The organism is Couchioplanes caeruleus (assembly GCF_023499255.1).
GTDB classification, from domain to species: domain Bacteria; phylum Actinomycetota; class Actinomycetes; order Mycobacteriales; family Micromonosporaceae; genus Actinoplanes; species Actinoplanes caeruleus_A.
In genome coordinates this window covers 720,794-745,492 of the sequence record NZ_CP092183.1, presented here as the reverse complement: position 1 = coordinate 745,492, position 24,699 = coordinate 720,794, and the positions used below count along the sequence as shown (strand labels likewise).

General features: G+C 71.1%; 28 protein-coding genes. 23 read left to right on the top strand and 5 right to left on the bottom strand.

Annotated features, from left to right (window positions below; all coding sequences use genetic code 11):
* The first annotated feature begins 23 nt into the window (after positions 1 to 23).
* From fliG to COUCH_RS03525, 4 genes are all read left to right on the top strand, one after another.
* Positions 24 to 1,049, top strand: a complete 1,026-nt coding sequence (gene fliG / locus COUCH_RS03540) for a flagellar motor switch protein FliG (protein ID WP_249610672.1) — start codon at positions 24 to 26, stop codon at positions 1,047 to 1,049.
* Complete coding sequence (locus COUCH_RS03535; RefSeq protein WP_249610671.1) at positions 1,033 to 1,707, top strand: FliH/SctL family protein; 675 nt, start codon at positions 1,033 to 1,035, stop codon at positions 1,705 to 1,707. Before fliG ends, COUCH_RS03535 begins: the two co-directional genes overlap by 17 nt.
* The gene (locus COUCH_RS03530; protein WP_249610670.1) at positions 1,704 to 3,011 is read left to right on the top strand and encodes a FliI/YscN family ATPase; all 1,308 of its coding nucleotides are present in this window, start codon (positions 1,704 to 1,706) and stop codon (positions 3,009 to 3,011) included. Before COUCH_RS03535 ends, COUCH_RS03530 begins: the two co-directional genes overlap by 4 nt.
* Before the next feature lie 299 nt (positions 3,012 to 3,310).
* A complete protein-coding gene (locus tag COUCH_RS03525) occupies positions 3,311 to 3,871 on the top strand; it encodes a nuclear transport factor 2 family protein (protein WP_249610669.1) in 561 nt (186 codons plus the stop codon).
* 58 nt (positions 3,872 to 3,929) lie between these two features.
* On the opposite strand, the gene COUCH_RS03520 is transcribed toward COUCH_RS03525, so the two are convergent.
* Positions 3,930 to 4,556 carry a TetR/AcrR family transcriptional regulator gene (locus tag COUCH_RS03520; RefSeq protein WP_249610668.1) on the bottom strand — a complete coding sequence of 209 codons (627 nt, stop codon included), beginning with the start codon at positions 4,554 to 4,556 and terminating at the stop codon, positions 3,930 to 3,932.
* Between the two features lie 207 nt (positions 4,557 to 4,763).
* Here COUCH_RS03520 and COUCH_RS03515 point away from each other — a divergent pair, with 207 nt between their 5' ends.
* The 19 genes from COUCH_RS03515 (at position 4,764) to COUCH_RS03425 (ending at position 22,922) form a co-directional block, all read left to right on the top strand.
* The gene (locus COUCH_RS03515) at positions 4,764 to 5,459 is read left to right on the top strand and encodes a flagellar export protein FliJ (RefSeq protein WP_249610667.1); all 696 of its coding nucleotides are present in this window, start codon (positions 4,764 to 4,766) and stop codon (positions 5,457 to 5,459) included.
* Positions 5,456 to 6,418: a transglycosylase SLT domain-containing protein gene (locus tag COUCH_RS03510; protein WP_249610666.1), complete on the top strand. Its 963-nt coding sequence runs from the start codon at positions 5,456 to 5,458 to the stop codon at positions 6,416 to 6,418. Before COUCH_RS03515 ends, COUCH_RS03510 begins: the two co-directional genes overlap by 4 nt.
* A 21-nt stretch (positions 6,419 to 6,439) precedes the next feature.
* Complete coding sequence (locus COUCH_RS03505; RefSeq protein WP_249610665.1) at positions 6,440 to 8,425, top strand: flagellar hook-length control protein FliK; 1,986 nt, start codon at positions 6,440 to 6,442, stop codon at positions 8,423 to 8,425.
* A gap of 95 nt (positions 8,426 to 8,520) precedes the next feature.
* The gene (locus tag COUCH_RS03500) at positions 8,521 to 9,012 is read left to right on the top strand and encodes a flagellar hook assembly protein FlgD (protein ID WP_249610664.1); all 492 of its coding nucleotides are present in this window, start codon (positions 8,521 to 8,523) and stop codon (positions 9,010 to 9,012) included.
* A gap of 3 nt (positions 9,013 to 9,015) precedes the next feature.
* The gene (locus COUCH_RS03495) at positions 9,016 to 10,254 is read left to right on the top strand and encodes a flagellar hook protein FlgE (RefSeq protein ID WP_249610663.1); all 1,239 of its coding nucleotides are present in this window, start codon (positions 9,016 to 9,018) and stop codon (positions 10,252 to 10,254) included.
* 188 nt (positions 10,255 to 10,442) lie between these two features.
* Positions 10,443 to 10,730, top strand: coding sequence for a flagellar FlbD family protein (locus COUCH_RS03490; RefSeq protein ID WP_249610662.1), 288 nt, complete (start codon positions 10,443 to 10,445; stop codon positions 10,728 to 10,730).
* On the top strand, positions 10,730 to 11,521 hold the full coding sequence (locus tag COUCH_RS03485; protein ID WP_249610661.1) for a flagellar motor protein: 792 nt from the start codon (positions 10,730 to 10,732) through the stop codon (positions 11,519 to 11,521). Before COUCH_RS03490 ends, COUCH_RS03485 begins: the two co-directional genes overlap by 1 nt.
* A 1-nt stretch (position 11,522) precedes the next feature.
* Positions 11,523 to 12,527 carry a flagellar motor protein MotB gene (locus COUCH_RS03480; protein WP_249610660.1) on the top strand — a complete coding sequence of 335 codons (1,005 nt, stop codon included), beginning with the start codon at positions 11,523 to 11,525 and terminating at the stop codon, positions 12,525 to 12,527.
* A 19-nt stretch (positions 12,528 to 12,546) separates the two neighbouring features.
* A complete protein-coding gene (locus tag COUCH_RS03475; protein WP_249610659.1) occupies positions 12,547 to 13,002 on the top strand; it encodes a flagellar basal body-associated FliL family protein in 456 nt (151 codons plus the stop codon).
* A gap of 114 nt (positions 13,003 to 13,116) precedes the next feature.
* The gene (locus COUCH_RS03470) at positions 13,117 to 14,055 is read left to right on the top strand and encodes a flagellar motor switch protein FliM (RefSeq protein ID WP_249610658.1); all 939 of its coding nucleotides are present in this window, start codon (positions 13,117 to 13,119) and stop codon (positions 14,053 to 14,055) included.
* Positions 14,052 to 14,801 carry a flagellar motor switch protein FliN gene (gene fliN, locus COUCH_RS03465; protein ID WP_249610657.1) on the top strand — a complete coding sequence of 250 codons (750 nt, stop codon included), beginning with the start codon at positions 14,052 to 14,054 and terminating at the stop codon, positions 14,799 to 14,801. The genes COUCH_RS03470 and fliN overlap by 4 nt, the downstream gene beginning before the upstream one ends.
* A 3-nt stretch (positions 14,802 to 14,804) precedes the next feature.
* Positions 14,805 to 15,239: a flagellar biosynthetic protein FliO gene (gene fliO, locus COUCH_RS03460; RefSeq protein ID WP_249610656.1), complete on the top strand. Its 435-nt coding sequence runs from the start codon at positions 14,805 to 14,807 to the stop codon at positions 15,237 to 15,239.
* Positions 15,240 to 15,252: 13 nt separating this feature from the next.
* Positions 15,253 to 16,089 carry a flagellar type III secretion system pore protein FliP gene (gene fliP / locus COUCH_RS03455; RefSeq protein ID WP_249610655.1) on the top strand — a complete coding sequence of 279 codons (837 nt, stop codon included), beginning with the start codon at positions 15,253 to 15,255 and terminating at the stop codon, positions 16,087 to 16,089.
* Positions 16,086 to 16,850, top strand: a complete 765-nt coding sequence (gene fliR / locus COUCH_RS03450; protein ID WP_249610654.1) for a flagellar biosynthetic protein FliR — start codon at positions 16,086 to 16,088, stop codon at positions 16,848 to 16,850. The genes fliP and fliR overlap by 4 nt, the downstream gene beginning before the upstream one ends.
* Before the next feature lie 3 nt (positions 16,851 to 16,853).
* Positions 16,854 to 17,945, top strand: a complete 1,092-nt coding sequence (locus COUCH_RS03445; RefSeq protein ID WP_249610653.1) for an EscU/YscU/HrcU family type III secretion system export apparatus switch protein — start codon at positions 16,854 to 16,856, stop codon at positions 17,943 to 17,945.
* Positions 17,946 to 18,014: 69 nt separating this feature from the next.
* On the top strand, positions 18,015 to 20,057 hold the full coding sequence (gene flhA, locus COUCH_RS03440) for a flagellar biosynthesis protein FlhA (protein WP_249610652.1): 2,043 nt from the start codon (positions 18,015 to 18,017) through the stop codon (positions 20,055 to 20,057).
* Positions 20,047 to 21,576: a hypothetical protein gene (locus COUCH_RS03435; protein WP_249610651.1), complete on the top strand. Its 1,530-nt coding sequence runs from the start codon at positions 20,047 to 20,049 to the stop codon at positions 21,574 to 21,576. The genes flhA and COUCH_RS03435 overlap by 11 nt, the downstream gene beginning before the upstream one ends.
* Before the next feature lie 3 nt (positions 21,577 to 21,579).
* Positions 21,580 to 21,822, top strand: a complete 243-nt coding sequence (locus COUCH_RS03430) for a hypothetical protein (protein ID WP_249610650.1) — start codon at positions 21,580 to 21,582, stop codon at positions 21,820 to 21,822.
* Positions 21,823 to 21,893: 71 nt separating this feature from the next.
* Positions 21,894 to 22,922, top strand: coding sequence for a sulfotransferase family protein (locus COUCH_RS03425; protein ID WP_249610649.1), 1,029 nt, complete (start codon positions 21,894 to 21,896; stop codon positions 22,920 to 22,922).
* A 59-nt stretch (positions 22,923 to 22,981) separates the two neighbouring features.
* Here the strand turns inward: COUCH_RS03425 and COUCH_RS03420 are convergent, their stop codons facing one another.
* The 4 genes from COUCH_RS03420 to COUCH_RS03405 are packed head-to-tail and all read right to left on the bottom strand — an operon-like array spanning position 22,982 to position 24,687.
* Positions 22,982 to 23,467 carry a hypothetical protein gene (locus tag COUCH_RS03420; protein WP_249610648.1) on the bottom strand — a complete coding sequence of 162 codons (486 nt, stop codon included), beginning with the start codon at positions 23,465 to 23,467 and terminating at the stop codon, positions 22,982 to 22,984.
* A 7-nt stretch (positions 23,468 to 23,474) separates the two neighbouring features.
* The gene (locus COUCH_RS03415) at positions 23,475 to 23,837 is read right to left on the bottom strand and encodes a response regulator (protein ID WP_249610647.1); all 363 of its coding nucleotides are present in this window, start codon (positions 23,835 to 23,837) and stop codon (positions 23,475 to 23,477) included.
* Positions 23,834 to 24,313: a chemotaxis protein CheX gene (locus COUCH_RS03410; RefSeq protein WP_249610646.1), complete on the bottom strand. Its 480-nt coding sequence runs from the start codon at positions 24,311 to 24,313 to the stop codon at positions 23,834 to 23,836. The genes COUCH_RS03415 and COUCH_RS03410 overlap by 4 nt, the downstream gene beginning before the upstream one ends.
* Positions 24,310 to 24,687: a response regulator gene (locus tag COUCH_RS03405; protein ID WP_221478700.1), complete on the bottom strand. Its 378-nt coding sequence runs from the start codon at positions 24,685 to 24,687 to the stop codon at positions 24,310 to 24,312. Before COUCH_RS03405 ends, COUCH_RS03410 begins: the two co-directional genes overlap by 4 nt.
* Positions 24,688 to 24,699: the final 12 nt, after the last annotated feature.

Below are 24,699 nucleotides of genomic sequence, written 5' to 3'. Positions count from 1 at the left end.
CCCTGGTTCAAGGAGGAACCGCGTTGACCACGCCGGCACTGAGCACGAATACGATGACCGGCCTGCGCAAGGCCGCCATCCTGCTGGTGCGCATGGGCAAGGAGTACTCGACCCGGGTGCTCGCGAACATGAGCGAGAGCGAGGTCGAGGAGCTGTCGGCCGAGATCGCCCGGCTCGGCAAGCTGGAACCGGAGACCGTCGTCGACGTCATCGACGAGTTCTACGCGATGGCGACCACCAAGCACGCCGGCGCGGGCGGCATGGCGTACGCCCGTGAGCTGCTCGAGGCGTCGCTGGGCACCGAACGGGCCCAGCTGATCCTCGACCGGCTGCAGGCCTCGATGACCGACATGCCGTTCAACTTCCTCAGCCACGCCGACCCCCGGCAGCTGCTGTCGTACGTGCAGTACGAGCACCCGCAGACGATCGCCCTGGTGCTGGCGCACATCCCGTCGGCGCTGGCGTCGTCGATCCTGTCCGGGCTGGCGCCGGAGGTGCAGTCCGACGTGGCGCACCGCATCGCCGTCATGGACCGCACCTCCCCCGACGTGATCCGCCAGGTCGAGCTCGCCCTGCAGCGCAAGCTCTCCACCGTGCTGCAGCCCGACGAGCTGTCCACGGTCGGTGGTCTGGGCCCACTGGTCGACATCATCAACCGCGCCGACCGCACCACCGAGCGGCTCATCCTGGAGGCGCTCGAGAAGCGCAGCCCGGAGATCGCCGAGGAGATCCGCCGGCGGATGTTCATGTTCGAGGACATCGTGACCCTCGACGACCGTTCGGTGCAGCTGGTGCTGCGCCAGGTCGAGCCCGCGGACCTGGCCACCGCGCTCAAGGGCGTGGCCGACGCGGTCCGCGACAAGGTCACCAGCAACCTGTCCGAGCGCGGCCGGGAGAACCTGCTCGAGGAGATGGACCTGATGGGCCCGGTCAAGGTGCGGATGGTCGAGGAGTCGCAGCAGAAGATCGTCTCGGTGATCCGCTCGCTCGAGGACTCCGGCCAGATCGAGATCCAGCGTGGCGGTGAGGCCGATGAGCTCATCGCCTGACGAGGGGCCGGTGCTGCGCGGCACGGTGGCCGAGTCCGCCGCGGCCGCCCGCTTCGGCGTGGACCTGCGGCGCGCCGTACCCATGGACAGCGCTCCCGTGGAACGGGCGAAGCAGGAGGCCCGCACGGCCGGTTATGCCGAGGGCTGGGCCCAGGGCCAGCGGGCCGCCGCGATGGAGGCCGAGGCGACCGCCGAGCGGGCGCGGGCGTATGAGCAGGCGCACGACCAGCGTCGCGCCGCGGCGCTGGCGCAGGCGGTCAACGCGCTCGGCCGGGCCGTGACCAACCTGGAGACCCAGCTGATGCCGACCCTGCAGGAGCTGCAGGAGGCGGTGCTCGCGAACGCGTTCGAGCTGGCCGAGGCCATCGTGGGCCGGGCGATGGACGACCCGGAGGGGCGGGCCGCGGCGGCCCTGCGCCGGGCCATGAGCGCCGCACCGGATCTCGGCGACATCGTGGTGAGCCTGCATCCCGACGATTTCGTCAATCTGGTCGGTACGGCAACCGACGCCGACTACAACTACGAGGGTCGGCCGGTGCACCTGCGCCCCGATTCCGCCCTGCGGCCCGGCGACGCCGTCGCGGAGACCGGCACCACCACGGTGGACGCGTCCATCGCCGCGGCCGTCGCCCGAGCAAAGGAAGCCCTCCGCCTGTGACCGACGTCTTCCGCAACCGGATCAACGCCGCGCTGTCGGCGGCCCAGCCGCTCACCCGGGGCAAGGTGACGGGCGCGGTGGGCCTGCGGGTCACGGTGAGCGGGCTGGAGGCACGCGTCGGCGACCTCCTGCAGATGGGCGAGGGCGACGAGGCGGTGCTGGCCGAGGTCGCCGCGCTCGACGGGGAACGGCTGTCCTGCCTGCCGCTGGGCCCGATCGCGGGGCTGAGCACCGGTACGCCGGTGGTCTCCACGGGCGGGCCGCTGCGGGTGGCGGTCGGGCCCGACCTGCGCGGCCGGATCCTCGACGGGCTGGGACGGCCGATGGACGGCGGCCCGCCGCTGCGGGGCGAGATGGTCGGCATCGAGGCCGCCCCGCCCTCGGCGATGGAGCGCCAGCTCGTGGACGCGCCGATGCCGCTGGGCGTACGGGTCCTGGACACGCTCGTGCCGTGCGGCCGCGGCCAGCGCATCGGCATCTTCGCCGGCTCGGGCGTCGGCAAGAGCACCCTGATGAGCATGATCACGCGCGGCACCACGGCCGAGCTGAACGTGGTGGCCCTGGTCGGCGAGCGCGGCCGCGAGGTCCGGGAGTTCATCGAGCACGACCTCGGCCCGGAGGGGCTGGCCCGCTCGGTGGTGGTGATCGCGACCTCGGACACGCCCCCGCTGGTCCGCCTGCGCGCCGGCTCGGTCGCGACCCGCATCGCCGAGTACTTCCGCGATGAGGGCGGCGACGTGCTGCTGATGATGGACAGCGTGACCCGCGCGGCGATGGCCCAGCGCGAGGTGGGCCTCTCCGTCGGCGAACCGCCCGCCACCCGCGGCTACCCGCCGTCGGTCTTCGCGATGCTGGCGTCGCTGCTGGAACGTGCCGGCCCGGGCGCCCGGGGCAGCATCACCGGCCTCTACACCGTGCTGGTGGAGGGCGACGACCACAACGAGCCGATCGCCGACGCGGCCCGCTCCATCCTGGACGGCCACATCGTGCTGGACCGCAAGCTCGCCACGGCCGGCCACTTCCCGAGCATCCAGGCGCTCGACTCGATCTCCCGGGTGGCGAACAGGATCACCACCCCGGAACAGCGCAGCGACGCGACGGAACTGCGCCGCCTGATGGCCGCTCACCGCGAGGTGCGCGAGCTGGTCGAGATCGGCGCGTACGTCCCGGGCACCAACCCGGAGGCGGACCGGGCCGCGGCGGTCTGGCCGCAGATCACCGCGTTCCTGCGTCAGGGCCTCGACGAGAAGGTCGGCGCGGAGCAGGCCTGGGCCCAGCTGCGCCAGCTCATCGCGGCCTCCTGACCCCTTAACCGGCCTGCTGCTCGACGGTCTCGCCGCGGCTCCGGCCCCGCGCGTCGTGAGCCTCAGCTCGATCACCCACAAGCGGGCCCACCTCGACTTCGACGATCTCATGTTCGACCGTCAGTACGGCGCGTCGCGCATGAGGTGGTGCGTCTCGAGTGCCGGGGACACACCACCGGCTTGGCGGTCGCTTCCCCGGTCCTCCCCGTTCCTTGACGGCCCTGTCCGGCACGGCCTGACCTAACGGCGTTAGAAAATCTAACGGCGTTAGGAATGCGTCGGCCAGGCAAGGAGACCCCATGCGTACTCGTACTTTCACATCCGGCCTCACCGTCGCGGCTCTGATTGCCGGCACCGTCATCGCCGGGCCCGCGACCTCCGCCGCGGCATCGCCCGGAAAGCGGGCCGCGCAGGCCGCGGCACAACACGTGGCGGGTCCGCCGGAGCACGAGAAGGATCGGGTGCCGGCGATCGGGCGGCGCTGGGCCGCCGCGTGGATGACCACCGACACGCGCGATCTCGCCCGTCTGTACACCCAGGACGCGGTGTACACCGACCGCGCCCTCAACCTGGTGTTCCGCGGCCGGGAGGGGGTTGCGGAATGGGAGACCGGGTCCCATCAGCTCGTCGAGGATCTCGGGTTCGACGTGACCAGCGGGTTCCGGGGAAGCGACGGGGTGGTGCTCCAAGGCACGTTCACCGGCCACATCGCCGGTGCGCCGCGCCCGTTCGCGGTCCCCGTCGTGACCGTGCTGCGGCTGCGCGGCAACCTGATCCGGTCGAGCGACGACTACTACAACCGGGGTGAGATCCTGAGCGATTCCGGCCTGCCCGCGGACTGGACCCCGACCGGCGGGTGATGCCCCGCCCCTCGGCCCGGTTTCGCGAAACGGAACCGGGCCGGAGCCGTTTCCGCGCCTACGGGTTTCCCGGCGGACCGGTCCGCGCGGTTCCCGGCAGGTCGGCCTGCCAGCCACGAAGCAGGGTGCGCAGCGCCTGCTGGGCGAGACGCCGGGCGCGCTCGTTGCCGACCGTGCCGATGCGGCCGAGCGATGCTATGCCGTACAGCGTGCCCCAGACGATGTCGCAAGCTTCGCCGAAATCAGCCAGCACCACGTCGTGGGAGTCCGACCACGCGGTGAGGAATTCCTTCAGCACGCCGACGGTGGGGGCCGCCGCACGCAGGCGCTGGTCTGCGTCGACGGCATCGCCGTTCATGATCTGATACAGGTGCGGGTGCTCACCGGCGAACCGGACGTACTCGGACGCGAGCTGCATCATGCGCCGGTCGATGTCGAGCTCCGCGGCGGCCTGCTCCAGCTCGGCCGTCATCAGGCGATGGCCGTGCGCGACGAGCTCCAGCACGAGCGCGTCCTTGTTGGCGAAGTGCTGATAGACCACCGGAGCGGAATACTCGACGTCGGTGGCGATGCGCCGGACCGTCAACGCCGCGGCACCCTCGTTCTCCAGGATGTGCAGCGCGGCCTCGATGATGCGTTCGCGGGTGCTCGCGCGTTCGCGGGCCCGCCTGGCGCCGGTCGGCATCGTGGCCACCTCGCTTCCAGCGTGCCCTCGGCAGGAGCCGCCGGCGGCGCCGTCACGGCAGAGCCATCCTAACAACGTTAGATCCGGCCGGAACGCGACCGCCGTCGCACCGGCGGCGGCACGGACGGGGTGCAGGTCGGGTGCAGCCGCTCAGCGGCACCCGCATCGGGCCGACCGGGACGGTGACGGCACTTTCTGGGAGGTCTCGTGAATCGCTTGTTCCGGCTCGGCCCCGTGCTGCGCGCACGCAAGGCCCAGGAGGACGCCGCCCGGGGCGCGGTCATCCAGTCCCGCCAGGAGATCCGTGACGCCCAGGCGCTGGTCAAGCGCCGGCAGCTGGATCTGGCCGGAGCCGACGCCCCCACCGAGGGCACCGCCCGCGCCATGGTCGCCTCGATGGTGGCCCGCCAGTCGCTCGCCGCCACGCTGTCCGGCGCGCACCGGATGGTCACCGACGCGGAGGAGCGGACCCGGGAGAAGGTCGCCGGCCTGGCCGACGCCGCCAAACGGCGCCGGGCGGTGGAGATGCTCGCCGAGCGGCACGCGGAGGCCGTACGCCGCCACGACCTGACCGTCGACCAGAACACCATCGACGAGATGGCGGTGACGTCGAAGGCGCGCAACGCCGCCCGGGGCGTGGACGCCATGAACGAGGAACGGGCCAGCGCGCTGCGGCAGGGCAGCGGCACGATCGCCGACCGGGCCGCCGCGGCCGCCGCCCGCGAGGACGCCGCCCGGGAGACCGCGCTCGCCGTCGCCGCCCAGCGGCCCCCGATCGAGCTCGCCGACGCCCGCAACGCCATCGAGGCGAAGCGGGCACAGCTGCTGCTTGCGGCTAAGCGCCCACCGGAACCGGCCGAACTCGAAGACGAAGGCCACGACGACCAGGGGAGCCGCGCATGATGGGTGTTGACGGTGTGCTGTCGCGCATCACCGAGCTGCAGTCGCAACTGGGGATCGCACCGGCCACCACCAGCACCGGCACGACGTCCGGCGCGTCGTTCGCCACCGCCCTCGCCGACGCGGGCGGCAGCACGACCACCTCCTCCGGCTCCGGCGCCACCGGGCAGGCCGTGGTCGACGCCGCCAAGAAGTACCTCGGTACGCCGTACGTGTTCGGCAGCACCGACCCCGGCAAGGGGCTGGACTGCTCGGCGCTGGTGCAGCGGGCGTACAAGGATCTCGGGATCGACCTGCCACGCACCTCGCGCGAGCAGGCCCGGGCCGGCACGAAGGTGGACGGCCTCGCCCAGGCCAAACCGGGCGACATCCTGGCCTTCGACTCACCGGTCGACCACGTCGCCATCTACCTCGGCGACAACAAGATGATCGCGGCGCCCAAGCCCGGCGACCACGTCAAGATCCAATCGGTGTACGAGACCCCGACGCACATCCGGCGCGTGCTCGGCACCGCTGACGCCTCCGGCACCGCCGCCGCGGCCGTACGCCCCGCCAGCCTGCAGAACTCCGCCTCGCTGTCCGGCGTGCCGTACGCGGACATGTTCGTGCGGGCGGGCGCCAAGTACGGCGTCTCGCCCAAGCTGCTCGCCGCCGTGGCGAAGGTCGAGTCCGGGTACGACCCGAAGGCCGTGAGCAAGGCCGGCGCGCAGGGGCTGATGCAGCTCATGCCGGCCACCGCGCGCGGCCTGGGCGTGCACAACTCGTTCGACCCGCAGCAGGCGATCAACGGCGCCGCGAAGCTGCTCTCCGGCCACCTCAAGGAGTTCAAGTCCCTGCCGCTGGCGCTGGCCGCGTACAACGCGGGCGGCGGCAACGTGCACAAGTACGGCGGCATCCCGCCGTTCGCGGAGACCCAGGCGTACGTGCCGAAGGTCCAGAAGGCGCTCGCCGCTCTCGGCTGAGCTCACGGAGGGAAGCGCGCCATGACCAGCTCCGTCACGGGTCCCGACCGCAGGCCGACAGCCGACGCCGGGCGCCGTCCGACCACCCGCCCCGGCGACGGCGCGGAGGCTTTCGGCTCCGCGCTCTCCGCCGAGCTCGACCGGTCCCCGTCGGCGCTCGCCACCGACCGGCAGCACGACGACGACGCTCGGAACCGGTCCGCCGACGCACGTTTCGAGAGCCGCGCGGCACAGCAGCGCGCCGCCGAACTGGCCCACGCCCGTGCCGCCGAACACAGCACCACCGCCCGTGGCGCAGACGGCCCCACGATCGCCGAAACGGCCGCGGAACACCGCCTCCAGCTGCGCGCGGCCCAGGACCGGGACGCCGAGCAGCAGCGCATGTCGCAGGCGAGGGCCGCGGCGAGGCGGACGAGCGCGGAGCGCCCGGACCCGGCCGGACCGCCCGCTCCCGCGCCGGAGACCGAGGAGGCGGAGACACCGCAATCTCCGGTCACGCCCGCTGCCGCCCCGACCGTGACACCGCCGTCCTCGGCCGCGCCGTCGGGCGAGGCCACACCGGGGTCGACAACGGCCACAGCGCTCACCTCCGTACCGGCATCACCGCAGGTCACGGCGCCCAGCGCGGCGCAGACCTCCGCCCGGACCGCTGACGCACCGCCCTCCCCGATCTCGGTGGCGCCCAGCAGCGCGGCGCAGACCGCGGTCGCCCAGACCGATGCCGTCGCGCAGACCGCCGCCATGCGGGCGAACCCGGCCGCAGCGCCGGAGACGCGACCAGTCACCGCGGCCCCGCCGCTCCCCGCCGACGCATCCGGCACAGCGACCGCCCCAGCGACATCGGTGGCCTCGGCGACCGCGCCGGCCGCACCGTCCGCACCCGCGGCACCCGCGGCACCCGCGGCGCCCGCCGCGCCCGCCGCGCCGAGCACAGCCGCCACCGGCGCGCCCTCTGCAGCCGCACCGGCCGCCGCGACGACGCCTCAGCCGGGGCTCGCTCCGGTCGCCGCGCAGCCGCAGGACGCCGTCCCGGCCACGCCGCCACCGCCGGCCGACCAGCCCACAGTCCCGGCGGCCGCACCCGCCCCCGCGTCCCCGGCCGCGACCACACCCGCGGCCGCAGCCGCAGCCACACAGGCAGCCGGGCCGGCGCCGGAAGCACCCACGAGCGCACCGGCATCGGCCGCTCCGGTTGCTCCCGGTCAGGACGACAGCGCCACGCCATCCGAAGCGCCGGCGACAGCAGACGCCTCACAGACCACAGCGGTCCCGGCGGACACAGTGACGGCGGCACCGGACGCCCCGGCAACCGACGCCACCGCACCCGCGGACGCACCCGACCCCGCGGGTACGGACCCCGGCGCGACCGGCCAGGACCAGCAGCCGTCCCAGGGCGACGGCCGGGGTGACCGCGGCACCGCCTCCCCGAGCCCGTTCCCCGCACCCGCGGCGGCCCAGGCGACGACCGCTGCTCCCGGGACCGACGTACCGGCCGGGTTGCCCGGCGCCGCACCGGTCGGACCGGCGGCACCCGCCGCACCGGCCCCGGCCGCACCGCCGTTGCCCGGCCCGGTGGCGATGCAGCTGGCCGCGCGGATCAGCCCGCTGCGCCTGGACGCCGACGGCGTGCACCGGCTCACCGTGAACCTGCACCCGGCCGACCTCGGCCCGGTGCAGATCGTCGCGGAGCTCCGCAACGGCGAGATCAGCGTGCAGCTGGCCAGCTCGACCGACGCCGGCCACGAGTCGCTGCGGGACGCGATGGACGACCTGCGCCGGGAGCTGCAGCAGTCCGGCTTCGCCAACACGTCGCTCGACCTGCGGCAGGGCTCCGCGCAGCAGGACCAGGCGCGCCAGCAGTTCGCGTTCATGAACGGCGGAGGCGGTGACGGGCGGGACGGGCGTACCGGAAATGGCGCCCCCGACCGGGCCCCGGCACCCGCCGAAACCGCCGCACCGGTCCCATCCGGTCGCAGCGGCATCAGCCGTCTCGACGTCCAGGCTTAGGCTCCGAACCCGCCGAAAATAGGGGCTAAGCGAATCGGCGCGCCCGCCGAACCTGAGTGCGAGGGCCAACCACCCAACTCAGGAGGACCCGGCGCATGACTTCCCCGATCAACGGATTCGTCAGCAACCAGTACGACGACAAGACCGCCCGGTCCACGTCGACGTACTCCAACAAGACGACGGTCGACGCGGGCAGCAAGTCGGTCGCCGACCAGGACACGTTCCTGAAGCTCCTGGTGGCCCAGCTGAAGTACCAGGACCCCTCGAACCCGGCCGACTCCACCCAGTTCCTCGCGCAGACGGCCCAGTTCACCCAGGTCGAGAAGCTCGGGCAGATCGCCCAGATGATGCAGGCCCAGCAGTTGATCGGCGCGAGCGCGCTGGTCGGCCGCACGGTCACGTACCAGGACGCCAACGGCGTCTCCCAGACGGGCGTCGTCACCAAGACGAAGCTCAACGGGGACAGCGAACCGACGCTCGTGGTCGGGAACACGGATGTGCAGCTGTCCAAGGTCACGGAAGTCCAGCAGTCGCCGGCAGCCACCGGCACCACCGCCTCCGATTCCGCCACCAAGAAGGACAACTGACCTATGCTGCGTTCCCTTTTCTCCGGCATCAGCGGCCTGCGCGCGCACCAGCAGATGATGGACGTGACCGGCAACAACATCGCCAACGTCAACACGACCGGCTACAAGTCCAGCCAGACCGTCTTCCAGGACACCCTGTCGCAGATGGTCAACGCGGCGGGCGCCCCGCAGAACGGCCAGGGCGGTACCAACCCGGCGCAGGTCGGCCTCGGTGTGCGTACGGCCAGCGTCAACGCCAACTTCAGCCAGGGCGCGGCCCAGACCACCGGCAAGTCCGGCGACATGATGATCCAGGGCGACGGCTTCTTCGTCGTCAAGAGCGGCGGCGAGTCGGTCTACACCCGCGCCGGCTCGTTCACCTTCGACGCCAACGGCTCGCTGACCACGCCGAACGGGCAGATCGTGCAGGGCTGGTCCGCGGACACGGCCGGCACCGTCAACACGGCCGGCGCGCCGGGCAACATCAAGCTGCCCATCGGCATCAGCCTGGCGCCCGAGGCGACCAAGAACATCACCTTCACCGGCAACCTGTCGTACGAGGCCCCGGCCGGCGACCCCACCTCGATGAAGGTGATCCCGGTGCCGGTGATCGACGCCAACGGCGCCTCCAGCACGATGAACGTCCGGCTCTCGAAGACCGGCACCAACGAGTGGACCATGACGCTGCCCGACGGCACGGCCGACCCGGCCGACCCGTACTCGGGCGGCTCCGCCCGGGCCATCACGTTCGTCAACGGCAAGCCGGTCGACACCGACGGCGTCACGCCGCTGGCGACCGTCGCCCTCGGCACCGCACCGAACGACTACACCTTCGACGTGCACGACCTCACCCACTACAGCGGCAACACCGAGGCCCGGGTCAGCGCGTCGGACGGTTCCGCGGCGGGCATCCTGAGCTCGTACACGGTGTCGAACACCGGCCAGATCGTGGGTGTGTTCTCCAACGGCATGAAGCAGACCCTCGGTCAGCTCGCCCTGGCGAACTTCAACAACGTCAACGGGCTCGAGAAGATCGGCGACTCGATGTTCCGCAGCACGGTGAACTCGGGCCTCGCCCAGATCGGCTCCGCCGGCTCGGCCGGGCTCGGCCTGATCACCAACGGCGCGCTGGAGATGTCGAACGTCGACCTGGCGCAGGAGTTCACCAACCTGGTGATCGCCCAGCGCGGCTTCCAGGCGAACAGCCGGATCATCACCACCAGCGACGAGATCCTCCAGGAACTCGTCAACCTCAAGCGATAGCCGGCAGCTCAGCCGGCGTGAAGCCGGGACGGGTCACCTGACCCGCCCCGGCTTCCGCATTTCCGGGGCCGCCCGCACCCGGAATGCGACCGGAGCGCGCTCATCAGCAACCGGCGCTCCGCCGAATGGTCAAGTGACCGGCCACGGATGGCCCCACCAGCCGCTATGACGCCCCAAGGACGGATGTCGTGATCCTCGTAACCCGCCTCAACGGAGCCGTTTTCGCCCTCAACCCCGATCTCGTCGAGCGTGCCGACTGCACGCCCGACACGGTCATCACGCTGGTGGACGGCACCAAGTACGTCATCGCCGAATCGGTACCCGAGTTCATCGACTCGGTACGCCACTACCGCGCCTCGCTGATCGCCCAGGCGAGCCGCATCGAGGGTGATCCCGCCCTGCTGACCGAGCCCGAGGACGAGCAGGTGTCGCGGACCTCCGCGACCGTGCTGCCGCTGCACCGGAAGGACCGCTGATGGACCTCGCCACCCTCATTGGTGTTGTCGTCGCCCTGATCATCGTCTTCACGGTGCAGATCCTGGAGGGCGGCAGCCCGGCCTCCATCATCCTCATCCCGTCGATGCTGCTGGTGTTCGGCGGGGCGTTCGCGGCCGGCATGGCCGGCGGCGTGCTCAAGGACGCGCTCGGCGTCGGCAAGCTGCTGCAGAAGGCGTTCCTCGCGAAGGTGGCGCCGCCCAACAAGCTGGTCGACCACATCGTCAAGCTGGCCGAGCGGGCCCGCCGCGAGGGCCTGCTGGCCCTCGAGGACGCGGTCAAGACCGTCGAGCACCCGTTCCTGAAGCGGGGCCTGCAGCTGGCGATCGACGGTACGGACCCCGAGGAGCTGCACGACATCCTGCACGCCGAGGTCGCCGCCAAGAAGAAGGCCGACAAGGCCGGCATGAAGATCTTCGAGAACATGGGCGGGTACGCGCCGACCGTCGGCATCATCGGCACGGTCATGGGCCTGGTGCACGTGCTCGAGAACCTGAACAAGCCGGAGACGCTGGGTCACTCGATCGCCGCGGCGTTCGTCGCGACGCTCTGGGGCGTGCTCTCCGCCAACCTCATCTGGCTGCCGCTCGCGGCCCGCCTGGCCCGGCTCTCCGGCATCGAGGCCGAGGAGATGGAGCTGGTCATCGACGGCGTGCTGGCGATCCAGGCGGGCTCGAACCCGCGCCTGGTCGCCCAGAAGCTGCGCAGCCTGCTGCCCCCGGACGCCGCGAAGGCCGCCGAGGCCGCGGCGACGACGAAGAAGGCCGCCTGACATGAGCTCGGGGGGTAAGCCGCGCCGGAAGGGCGGTCACGAGGAGCACGAGGAGCACGTCAACCACGAGCGCTGGCTCGTGTCGTACGCCGACATGCTCACCCTGCTGTTCGTGCTGTTCGTCGTGCTGTTCAGCATGAGCAACGTCGACAAGAAGAAGTTCGCCGAGCTGGCGGCCGGTCTCTCGCAGGGTTTCGGCTCGTCGAGCGCGGCGCTGCAGGGCAACCCGGCGGTGTTCGACGGCGCCGGCCAGGCCACGAACATCGTCGCCATCGACCCGGGCACGAACCCGGGCGACGGCGGCTCGGGCCTCGCCGGGATGAGCAAGGCGCAGCAGGACGCGGTCAACCGGGCCGTGCTGGCCGAGGACCGCAAGGCCGCCTCGGAGAACGCCAAGGCGGCAGCCGCCGAGGCGGCGAAGCTCAAGGAGATCGAGAACAAGATCTCCGACGCGCTGGCTCAGGCGAAGCTGCTCAACCAGGTCAAGTTCACGATCGACCAGCGCGGCCTGGTGGTCACCATCGTGACGAACGAGGTGGTGTTCGCGGGGAACCGCGCCGACCTGCAGGAGGGCGGCCGGAAGATCCTGGACGCGATCGCGCCGACGCTGGTGAAGCTGCCGAACAACATCGAGGTCGACGGCAACACCAACCAGCTCAAGGCCACCGTCGCGTACTACCCGAGCGGGTGGGAGCTCTCCGCCGCGCGCGCCTCGACGACGGTGCGCTACCTGGTGAACCACGGCCTGGCGAAGAACCGGATGAGCGCCGTCGGCTTCTCCGACACCCGGCCGCTGATCGACCCCAAGGACCCGCGGTCCATCACGATGAACCGCCGGGTGGACGTCGTCGTGCTCACCACGCTCAACGCCGAGCAGGCGGCGCTGCTGCCGTCCGCGGCCGGCCCCGACGGCAAGCTGCACACCGGTCAGACCACCGCCGAGGCTCAGGCCGCGGCGGCCGCGGCCGAAACGACCACCACGTCCCCGACCACCACCCACGACTGACACGACAGGAGGAGTTCCGATGGCCAAGGAAGCGAAGGAAGACGCGGCGGAAGCGCCGAAGAAGTCCAAGAAGATGCTGATGATCATTGCGCTCGCCGTCGTGCTGCTCGGCGGTGGCGGCGCGGGCGCGTACTTCATGTTCTTCAAGGGCGACGCGGCCGAGGCTGCGCCGGTCAAGGGCGCGGTCGTGACGATCGAGAACCCGCTGACCGTGAACCTGGCGGACGGTCACTACCTCAAGCTGGGCTTCGCCCTGCAGATGACCGAGGAGGCCGGCGAGGAGGAGATCGACACCTCCGAGGCGCTCGACCTGGCGATCGACCAGTACACCGGCATGGAGGTCGCCGAGCTCGAGACCGTGAAGGGCCGGGAGAAGGCGAAGGGCGAGCTGCTGGAGAAGATCGAGAAGGCGTACAACGTCGACGGCAAGCACCTCGTGATGGGCATCTACTTCACCTCCTTCGTCACTCAGTAACTCAGCGATTGCGATGGGCGGGTCCGCGGCGGGCGGACCCGCCCATTCATCGCAGGTACGGACATAGCACGCCGTACGCCTCAGCGGTTGCGCAACCGAGCCGATGAGGACGACGTGACCACGTCTCCGACCCGCTCCCCCGGCAAGATGTCCCGGCGCGGCGCCAGTGCCGGGCCCACCGCGTACGACTTCCGCCGGCCGATCAAGCTGTCCCGGGAGCACGTCCGGACGCTGCAGATCGCGTTCGAGACGTACGCCCGCAGCTGCGGCACCCTGCTCACCACCCGGCTGCGCACGGTCAGCAGCGTCTCCCTGGTCTCCATCGAGCAGCTGAACTACGACGAGTACGTGGCCTCGCTGGCGAACCCGACCGTGATCGCAGTGGTGGCCATCGACCCGCTGCCCGGCACGGTGCTGATGGAGATGGCCACCTCCGCGGTAATGACCGCTATCGACCATATGCTCGGCGGCCCCGGCGGGCCCCAGCCGGAGCGGCCGCTGACCGAGGTGGAGATGCCGCTGCTGCGCGGGCTGCTGGAGCGGATGCTCGGCGAGCTGCGGTACGGCTTCGAGAGCCTGGTCGACATCCAGCCCAAGCTGCGCGAGATCGAGTACAACGCGCAGTTCCTCCGCGCCCACCAGCCCGGCGACGCCGTGGTGATCGCGTCGTTCGAGATGAAGGTCGGCACCGAGGAGTGCGTGGCCAGCATCTGCCTGCCGTTCAACACCATCCTGCCGGTGCTGGAGAAGCAGGAGACGATCGAGCTCACGCCGGCCGAGCGGATGGTACGCGAAACCTCCCTGCGGAAGCTCACGGCCGGACTTTCCGCGGCGCCGATCGACGTAGCTGTCCGATTCCAGCCCATTCGGATGCGTACCGATGACATCGTGGATCTACGCCCCGGCGACGTCGTGCCGCTGGGACACCCGACCAGCGTGCCGCTCGAGGTGACCGTCAACGAGACCGTTTTCGCACATGCAGTCCCCGGTAACCAGGGTGCCCGGCTCGCCTGTCTCGTCGTGCCGTCGCCCAAGGAGGAAGAGCGTCGATGACCGCGCCAACCATCACCGAGCCGCAGCTCGCGCTGGTCCGTGCCGCCGCCGAGCAGGCCCTGGCGGTGCTGCCGACGAGCCGGCAGCTCGCGGTGGGCGCCCCCGTGGCCGCGAGCGCCGACCTGCTGACCTCCGGCCAGGCGATCACCGCCCGGTTCAGCGGCGCGGCCGCCGGCGAGGTCGTCGTCGTGGTGGGTCAGGACCTCGCCGACGCGCTGAAGGAGAGCCCGCTCGGCGAGCTGGACCTGACGGCCGCCGTACGCCCGGCGCTGGAGGCCGCGGCCCGCGCGTTCGGCCCGGTGGTGCTCGACCCGGGCCAGATCATGGAGCCCGCGGTCGCCCTGAGCGCCATCGCCGCCAAGGACGACTCGGTGGCCGTACCGCTGCTGGACGGCGGGGAGATCCGCGCGGTGCTGGCGCTGTCGCTGAGCCCGTGGCCGTCCGACGGCGGGACGGGCGGGGTCGCGCGGCGCGGCTCGTCGGCCCCGGCACCGATCCGCGGCGGCCTGGACATGCTGCACGACGTCGAGATGGAGGTCTCGGCCGAGCTGGGCCGTACCCGGATGAGCGTGCGCGAGCTGCTCTCGCTGAGCCCGGGCGCCATCGTCGAGCTCGACCGGGCCGCGGGCAGCCCCGCGGACCTGCTGGTCAACGGCCGGCTGATCGCCCGCGGCGAGGTCGTGGTCATCGACGAGAACTTCGGCATCCGGATCACCGAGATCGTCTCCCCGGGCAGCGGGGAGTAGGCCTTGTTCGAGCTCGTCCTGCGCATCGGCTTCTCCCTGCTGGTCGTCTTCGGCCTGATGTGGGGACTGGCCCGGGTGGCTCGCCGCGGCGGGCTGGGCCGGCGCGGGTCGGGCAGCCTGTCGGTGCTCAACCGGCAGCCGCTGAGCCGCGGCTCCTCGGTGGCGGTGGTGCAGGTGGCGGATCGCGCGCTGATCCTCGGGGTCACCGACACGCAGGTGAGCCTGCTGGGCGAGACCGAGCTGGGCGCGTTCACGCACGAGGCTCATCCCACCCCGGCCGGGCGCGGCGCGGCACCGGTCGAGGACGGCGAGCTGCTCCCGCCGGCGCACCCCACGGTGCTGCCGCACCACGGCGGCAAGCTGGACGGCTCCATCCTGTCCCCGCGTACGTGGAGCTCGACACTGGATTTCCTGCGCGACCGGACGACGAGGCGCTGACATGTGGCGGCGGATGATCGTGATCGCAGTTCTGGCGTTCGGCGGGTTGCTGCCGGCCGCCGCGGCGCAGGCCGCGCCGCAGCCGATGCCGGCCGCGGTCGCCCACGTCGCGCACTACGAGCTGCCGCGGGCGCCCGGGCCCACCCCGCCGGTCGCGCCGACGGTCCGGCCGAGCGGCGGCAGCATCAACTTCAACATCAACGGTACGAACCCCGACGGCAGCAAACCGGCCACGTCGCTGGTCATCGTGCTGGGCCTGACCCTGCTGTCGGTGGCGCCCGCCGTCCTGCTGCTGTGCACGAGCTTCACCAAGGTGTTCATGGTCCTCGGGATCACCCGCAACGCGCTGGGCCTGACCAGCATGCCGCCCAACCAGGTGCTCGCCGGGCTGGCGCTGTTCATCAGCCTGTTCATCATGAGCCCGGTGCTGTCGCAGGTGAACGACCAGGGCGTGCAGCCGTACCTGGCCGGGGACAAGACGCAGTCGCAGGCGTTCAAGGACGGCGTGCAGCCGCTGCGGGACTTCATGCTGAAGAACACCCGCGAGGACGAGCTCGCCCTGCTGATCAAGGTGTCCGACCAGGAGAAGCCGGCGACGGCCGCCGACGTCGAGCTCACCACGCTGATCCCCGCGTTCGTCCTCTCCGAGCTGCGCGCCGCCTTCATCATCGGGTTCGTCATCTTCATCCCGTTCCTCATCATCGACATGGTCGTGTCCGCGTCGCTGATGAGCCTGGGCATGATGATGCTGCCCCCGGTGACCGTGGCGATGCCGTTCAAGCTGCTGCTGTTCGTGCTGGTCAACGGATGGGGGCTGATCATCACCGCGCTGGTGGGGTCGTACCCGTGAACGCCGACGTGCCGATCGCGCAGCTCATCGCGATCTTCCTCGGCGCGGCCCGGGCCGGCGCGTGGCTGATGCTCTGCCCGCCGTTCAACTCGCGGCTCATCCCGGCGCAGGTGAAGGTGCTGCTCTCGATCGGCATCGCGCTGCCGATGGCGCCGTACCTGACCGCCTCGGTGCCCTCGCTGCAGACCTCGGCGATCATCGCGGCGACCGTGCTGCAGCTGTTCGTGGGTGCCGCGCTCGGCTTCATCACGTTCGTGTTCTTCGCCGCCGTGCAGGCCGCCGGTGACCTCATCGACGTCTTCGGCGGCTTCACGCTGGCCGCCGCGTACGACCCGCTGTCGCAGAACCAGAGCTCGGTCTTCGGCCGCTTCTACAACCTGGTCGCGGTGACCCTGCTGTTCGCCAGCGACGGGCACCAGATGGTGCTGCGCGGGTTCATGCAGTCGTACCGGACCCTGCCGCTGGACGCCTCGTTCTCGCTGAAGACGTTCAGCACGGTGCTGACCGACGGCGTCGGCGAGATGTTCCTGGCGGCGCTGCAGATCGCCGGGCCGCTGATCGCCGTGCTGTTCCTGACCGACGTCGCCTTCGGCCTGCTCAACCGGGTGGCGCCCGCGCTCAACGCGTTCCAGCTGGGCTTCCCGGCGAAGATCTTCCTGGTGCTCACCCTGTCCGGTACGGCGATCGCCGTGCTGCCGCAGGCCCTGGACGGGCTGATCGACAAGGCCGTGACGGTCGTCGTACGCCTGAGCGGGGGGTGATCCGTGGCCGGCGAGAAGACCGAACAGCCCACACCGCAGAAGCTCAAGAAGGCCAAGCAGGAGGGCCAGATCGGGCGCAGCCAGGACGTGGGCGCCTGGTTCGGCATGCTCGGCGCGAGCATCATGCTGCCGCGCACGCTGTCCTCGGCGATGGACCACTCGCGGGAGCTGATGGCGAAGATCCCCGACGTGATCGCCGACCCGGACCCGCAGATCGCGCTCGGCATGCTCAAGAACGGCCTGATGAGCGCCGCCTGGGCGGTGCTGCCGCTGGCGCTGACGATGATGGCGATCGGCATCGCGGCCGCCGGGGCGCAGGGCGGTATCCGGGTCGCCACGAAGCTGTTCATCCCGAAGTTCAGCCGGCTCAACCCGCTGCCCGGCATCAAGAAGATGTTCGGGCCGCAGGCGCTGTGGGAGGGCACGAAAGCGCTGATCAAGACCGGTGTGCTGGCCGGCGTGCTGTACGCGACGATGAAGGACATCGTGCCGCTGCTGATGACCGCGGGGCGGTTGCAGATCGGCTCGCTGCTCGGCGTGGTCAACGATGCCGTCCTCGCGCTGATCCGGGCCGCCGCCGTGGCCGGCATCGTCATGGCCGCGGCCGACTACTTCGTGGTGCGCCGGCGCACCAACAAGCAGCTGCGGATGACGAAGGAGGAGGTCAAGCAGGAGAACAAGAACACCGAGGGCGACCCGCACGTCAAGGGTCAGATCCGCGCCCGGCAGATGGCGATGGCCCGCAACCGGCAGATGGCCGACGTACCGACCGCGGACGTCGTGCTCGTCAACCCGACCCACGTGGCGGTGGCGCTGCGCTACGACCCGGCGAAGGGCGCGCCCCGGGTGATCGCCAAGGGCCAGGGCGCGATCGCGCAGAAGATCCGGGAGCTGGCCACCGAGCACCGCATCCCGATGGTGCAGGACGTACCGCTGGCCCGAGCGCTGGAGAAGGGCGTGGAGGTGGGGCAGGAGATCCCTGCCGAGTTCTTCGGGGCGGTCGCGAAGGTGTTGGCGTTCGTGATGAGCCTGAAGTCTCGTGGGTCCGCCGCAGGTGTGCACCGCAACCCGAACGCTGCGCAGGCGGCAGCATAGTCATAATCTGGGAGATTTCCTCACATCACGGCCTCCGCTGCGGGACTATCAGCAGGTGGAAGGGGGGCCGTGAAGAACCGCAACCTCAGCAAGTTCGCCGTACCCGTCGGGGTCATCGGCATCATCGTCATGATGGTCGTGCCCCTGCCGACCTTCCTGCTCGACCTGCTGATCGCGACCAACATCACCGGCGCCCTGCTGATCCTGATGGTCGCGATGTTCGTGCAGAAGCCGCTCGACTTCTCGGTCTTCCCGGCGCTGCTGCTGGTCATGACGCTCTTCCGGCTCGCGCTCAACATCAGCGCCACCCGCCTGGTGCTGCGCGACGGCGACGCGGGCAAGGTCATCCACGCGTTCGGCGACTTCGTCGTCGGTGGTTCGCTGGTGATCGGCCTGGTCATCTTCCTGATCCTGATCATCGTCCAGATGGTGGTGGTCACCAAGGGTGCCGAGCGGGTCGCCGAGGTCGGTGCCCGCTTCACCCTGGACGCGATGCCCGGCAAGCAGATGGCCATCGACGCCGACCTCAACGCCGGCCTCATCGACGAGGACGAGGCCCGCCGGCGCCGTGCCGAGGTCGCCGCGGAGGCCGACTTCTACGGCGCGATGGACGGTGGCTCGAAGTTCGTCAAGGGCGACGCCATCGCCGCCATCATCATCACGGTCATCAACCTGGTGGGCGGCTTCGCGGTCGGCATGCTCCAGCAGGGTCTGTCCCCCGCCGAGGCGATGAACCAGTACAGCCTGCTGACCGTCGGCGACGGCCTGGTCTCGCAGATCCCCGCCCTGCTGCTCTCCGTCGCCACCGGCCTGATCACCACCCGCTCGGCGACCTCCGGCGACATGGGCAGCAGCGTCACCGCCCAGCTGGGCCAGAACAAGCTCGCGCTGCGCATCGCCGGCGGCGCCGCGCTCGGCCTCTGCGTGATCCCGGGCCTGCCGAAGGTGCCCTTCCTGATCATCGGCGCGATCACGCTCTTCATCGCCCAGCGGATCAAGGACCCGGCCCCGGAGGAGGCGGCCGCGGCGGTGCCCGAGCTGGAACGCCCCGCGCCGGACTCCCCGGAACAGCTGCTCGGCGAGATGCGGGTGGACCCGCTGGAGCTGGCACTCTCGCCGGACCTCGTCGACCTGGTCGACACCAACGGCGGTGACCTGCTCGACCGGGTCCGGGCGCTGCGCCGCAAGATGGCCCTCGAGCTGGGCATCGTGATGCCGCCCGTGCGCACCCGCGACGACCTCGACCTGCCGCTGTCGTCGTACGCGATCCGCATCTCCGGGGTCGACGCGGGCACCGGCCAGGCGCCGCCCGGCACGGTGCTGGCGATCGGCGACGGCTTGCAGGCGCTGCCCGGCCGGGCCGGCGTCGAGCCGGTCTTCGGCCTGGCCGGCAAGTGGGTGCCGGCGGAGCTGCACTACCAGGCCGAGCTCTCCGGGGCGACGGTGGTGGACCGGGCCTCGGTGATCATCACGCACCTCGCCGAGATCGTCCGGCAGAACGCCAGCCGGCTGCTCGGCCGCGAGGACGTCCGGGCGCTCACCGAGATGGTCAAGCGCACGCATCCCGTGGTGGTCGAGGAGCTCACGCCCACGCTGCTCAGCCTCGGACAGATCCAGCGGGTGCTGCAGGCGCTGCTGGACGAGGGCGTACCGATCCGCGACCTGGTCCGCATCTTCGAGGCGCTGTCGCTGCGCGCGAAGGTGTCCGTCGACCACGACGGCCTGGTCGAGGCGGCCCGGGCCGCGCTGGGACCGGCGATCGCGGCCCAGTACGCGGCCGGCGGCCGGCTGACCGTGATCACCCTCGACCCGATGCTCGAGCAGACCCTGCTCGAGTCGCTGCGCCCCAGCGAGACCGGCGCGTTCATGGCCATCGACGGCCTGCGCGCCGAGGCCATCGTCAGCGAGGCCGCGCGGCTCGTCGAGGCCGCCGAGCAGGCCGGGATCACCCCGGTGCTGGCCTGCTCACCGCAGCTGCGGCTGCCACTCATGCGTCTCCTGCGGGCCGGCTCGCGCCGCGTGCAGGTGCTGTCCTACTCGGAGATTTCAGGTTCCACCGCACAGATAGAAACCATGGGGGTGGTGAACGGTGCCTACGCGGGTGCTGCTTGAGGGTCCGGCCATCGAGCCGTTGCTGGCGCAGGTGCGCGACGAATACGGCTCCTCGGTGCGGATCATCTCGGCGGACAAGGTCCGGACCGGGGGCTTCGGCGGGTTCTTCGCCAAGCAACACTACGAGCTGTCCGTCGAGGTCCCCGACCCCGACGAGCGCAACGACACACCGCCCCGGCGGCCCGCCGCGGCCGACGACGGCCCGCAGACGCTGGAGCAGCTGCTGGCCCGGGCCGAGTCCAACGACCGGATCGCCCAGGAAGGTCCGGCCGCGGCAGTGGACCGGATGACCGGGCGCGACGCGGGCATCGGCGACGCCGACGCGGCCGTCGGAGGCCGGGGGCTGTCCGGCATCCCGGGCGGCGCCCGCGAGCCGGGTTCCGCGTTCGCCGAGCTCATGGCCAACCTGGACCGGGCCGAGGCGTACAACCGCCCGTCGCCGCGGCCGCAGGCCACCGATCCGGAACGGCCCGAGAGCCCGACGGTACGGCCGTTCCGCCCGGCCCAGGCCACCGGCTCACCGGTCAACGGCGGACCGGTACGGCCGCTGCCGCCCGTACCGTCGCTGGCGGAGCTGATGGGCGGCCTCGGGGTCAACGACGCCCCGGCCTTCCCGCCCAGCGCGGCGGCGAACCGGGCCGCGCAGAACCCCGCGCCGCCCCGCTCGGCGGCCGCTGCGTACCACCTCGCGCCGACGTCACCGGCGCCCGCGCCGGCACAGACCAGCCTGGCCGAGTCGCTGGGCGGCCTGGGCCTCGGCCCGATGCCCACGCCGGGCGGGCCCGGCCCCGGGCACGTCATGCACGCCACCGTACGGCCGCACCACTACGACACCGTGCAGCAGAACCTGATGAAGGTCGGCATGCCGGAGGCCATGGCCGCGCAGATCGTCGGCGGCGACACGTACGCGGGGGTGCTCGGCGTGCTGGCGAACCGCCCGTCGGCACCCGGCGTCCCGGACGCTCCGGGCGAGATCCTGGTGCTCGCCGGCGACCTCGAGCACGCCCTGCCGAGCGGCCGGAAGCTGTGCGAGCAGGCCGGCATCGACCAGGCCCACCTGCTGCTGGGCGGCCCGACCGCGGCCGGCACCGGCATGCACTCGTCGCGGATCCTGGGCGATCCCGAGGCGGCCGCGCAGCGGGCGGAGAAGCTGCAGAGCGCCGACCATGCCTGGATCGTGGTGGTGAACGCGCCGGTCGGGGCCACCGACCCGATCTACCTCGCGGAGATGTGCGACGCGCTGGGGGCGACCGCGGTGTGGGCGGTCGTGGACGCCACCCGCAAGACCGCGGACACCGCCCGGCACCTGCGCGCGCTCGGCGACGTCGAGGCCCTCGTGGTGCACAACGTCGACATGACCTCGGACCCGGCGACCGTGCTCGGCCTGGACCTGCCGATCGTGTCGCTCGACGGCAAGCCCGCCACCCCGCACTCGTGGGCGGCGATGCTCTGCGCCCGGATCGCGTCCGACGTGGTGCCCATGGCCGCCCTGCCCCGCCGGCCGGCCCGCCGGGGCTGACCGGTGATCCGTCCCTCCGTCCTGCTGTTCGCGCTGCTGATGAGCGCGCCGGCGCTGTATCGCTACGTGCTCGACGAGATCGACGTGACCGAGGTGCTGGTCCGTTTCCTCATCGCCGTGCCGATCGCCGCGATACTCCTCGCCGCCCTGCGCTTCGTCACCGCTGGGTACGGCAGGACGGAGGAGCCGGGCACCCCGGTACGCCCGACCCCGGACACCGGGTCCGAGAGCTCCGACACGCCGTGACACTTCGTTCAGATTCGCCCGTTTTACGGCTATGTTACTGCCGGTGAGCTACTGCCCACCGGAGGTGTACGGTGCCCAGTGACCGTCCGATCATCGTCGTCGGGTGCCCGCGTTCGGGCACGACGATGCTGCAGCTCATGCTGCACGCGCACCCGCGCATCGCGATTCCGCCGGAGACGCGGTTCGTGCTGGCCGCGTACCGGGAACGGCGCGAGTTCGGCGACCTGACCGTCGCCGAGAACCGGCGCGCCCTCGCCCGGCGGATCGTGGACCGGCGCGAGACCCGCTTCTGCGACCTCGGCCTCGACGCCGAGGACATCGTCGAGCGGATCACGGCCGGGCCCGGCACGCTGGGCTCGGTGCTCGGCACGATCTTCCAGCAGTACGCGGCCCGCTTCGGCAAGCCGCGCTGGGGCGACAAGCGGCCGGCGTACCTGCACAACGTCGACCTGCTGCTGCGCCTCTTCCCGGACGCGCAGTTCATCAACATCGTCCGCGACGGCCGGGACTGCGTGGCCTCCCTCAAGGAGATGTCCTGGCACCGCAAGGACATCTACGCCACGGTCGCATCCTGGGCCCGTGCCGTCGACGACGCCCGCCGCGCCGCCCGCCGCCTCGGCCCGTCGCAGTGGCACGAGTTGCGTTACGAGGACCTGGTCGCGGACCCGAACGGCAAGCTCACCGAGCTGTGCGCGTACCTCGGTGAGGAATACGACCCGGCCATGGCCGAGCCCTCGTCGGTCGCGCGGATCGCGGTCCCGTCGTTCAAGACCTGGCATGCGCGTACGCACTCGGCCGTGACCACGGAACGCGTACAGAGCTGGCAGAACCGGCTCACCGCCGAGGAGATCGCGCTGTGCGAGGCGGCACTGGGCAGCCGCCTGCTGGCCAACGGGTACGAGCTCTCCCGCAAGGCCCGCCCCGCCCCGGCCGAACTGCTGCGCTACGGCTGGACCGCGGTGCCGCAGCGCCTCATCCCGGCCCGGCGCGGCCTGAGCCGCGCGGCCGGGCGGCTGCGCCGCGACGAGGGCCTGGCACACCTGCCCACGACGGTGCTGCCCCAGCGCTCGGCACCGGACAGCCGCGTCGACGCCGGCTGACCGGCGGGCAAACACGAAAGGGGCCGGTCCATCGACCGGCCCCTTTTCGTCGTCCGTGGTCAGGCGATGGACAGGGAGAACCTGCCCTTGCCGTAGCGGGAGACCTCGATCGTCAGGTCGAGCCGCTTGCCGAGCGCGAGCAGGTGGGCCCGGGCGTCGTTGGGCAGGTCCATGCCCGGGTAGATCACCTGGTAGAGCTTGACGTGCGGCGCGCCCTCGCGGTTGAGCAGGCTGGTGAACACGTTGCAGAGCTCGAAGACGTTCTCGGCGAGGTTCGGGAAGAGCGTCTTCTCCTCGATGCTGTCCTCGGCGGCCCCGGCGGGGAGCAGGCCGAGCGCCGCTCCCGCGTTGGCCGCGAGGCTCAGCGTCATGCCGAGCACCGCGTAGAGCTGCTGAGACGTGTCCGTATAGATGGCGATCACGCCGGTGGGCAGGTTCTCGGCGGTCATCGGATCGCCCGGGGAGACGTTGACGTCCCGGCCGAGGAGGTCCTCGAAGAGGTTGCGGACGGCGTGCGGGGCGGGAATCACCGAGGTGTCAGACATAGCTATATCATCCCAAAATAGGAGAGAGGACCTCGTCGAATTGCTCTGCTGTGAAGGGCTTGACGATGAAGAACGCGGAACCGGCGCTCTCCGCGGCGCTCTTCATCTCCTCGGTGCACTCCGAGGTCACGAAGCCGAACTTCACGTCGTTGCCGGCGGCCCGCAGCTTGCGCAGCACGTCGATGCCGGTCAGCTCGGGCATGTTCCAGTCCGAGATGATCAGATCGGGCTTCTCCGCGTTCGCCTTCTCCACCGCCTCAGCGCCGTCCGCGGCCTCGACGAGGTCGTGCCCGTCGAAGCCGGCCTGGCGCAGCGTACGGGTGACGATCTGCCGCATGACGCGGCTGTCGTCAGCGATCAGGATCTTCATGCCGAGGCCTCCTGCTTCACGCTCTGCCACATCGAGATGGAGACCGGCTCGCCGTCCCAGGTGCCGTACAGGCCGCTGATCCGCGCGGCGGCCGGGTAGTACGAGGCGGTGTCGGGCGCGAGCACGACGGTCGGCAGGGACAGGAAGCAGCCCGCCGGGAGCATCGCCTTGACGTTGCCGCCGACGATGTTCGCCAGCTCGCCGAGCACGTCGGAGATGTCCTCCTGGCTCACCTCCTCCGCATCCATCGCCAGAAAGGCCGCGGCCGCCTTCTTCGCGGCCACCAGCGAGCAGGCATAGACGAGGTGGCCGTGCCACGTGCCCGTGATGGAAACGGTCGAGTGCACCTCGGTCGCCTGCTTGTCGTCGCCGGTCGTGACCAGCGGGCTGACCCCTTCGGGATCGAGGTACGACACCCAGACCTGTTCCACCATCTCGGCGAGGTCGTCCTCGCTCACCACGGTTTCGACGCTCATGAGTTCGCTCCGGTCGGTACCAGGCCCAGGAGGGCCAACTTTTCGATCATCGCGCCCTCGGTGAAGGGCTTGATCACGTATTCGTGGGCGCCCGCGGCGAGTGCCCGGACGATCTGGCTCTGTTCGCTCTCGGTCGTCACCATGACCAGCGTCATCTCGCGCAGCCGCGGCTCGGCGCGCACCTTGGTGACGAACTCGAGGCCGTTCATGTTCGGCATGTTCCAGTCGATGAGGGCCAGTTCCGGCACCTCGGTCATCGTGGCGAGCAGGTCGAGGGCCTCCTGGCCGTCACCGGCCTCGATCGCCTCGAAGTTCAGCTTCGCGACGATGCGCTTCAGAATCATGCGCATCGCCCGGGAGTCGTCGATCACCATCGCCCGCACCGC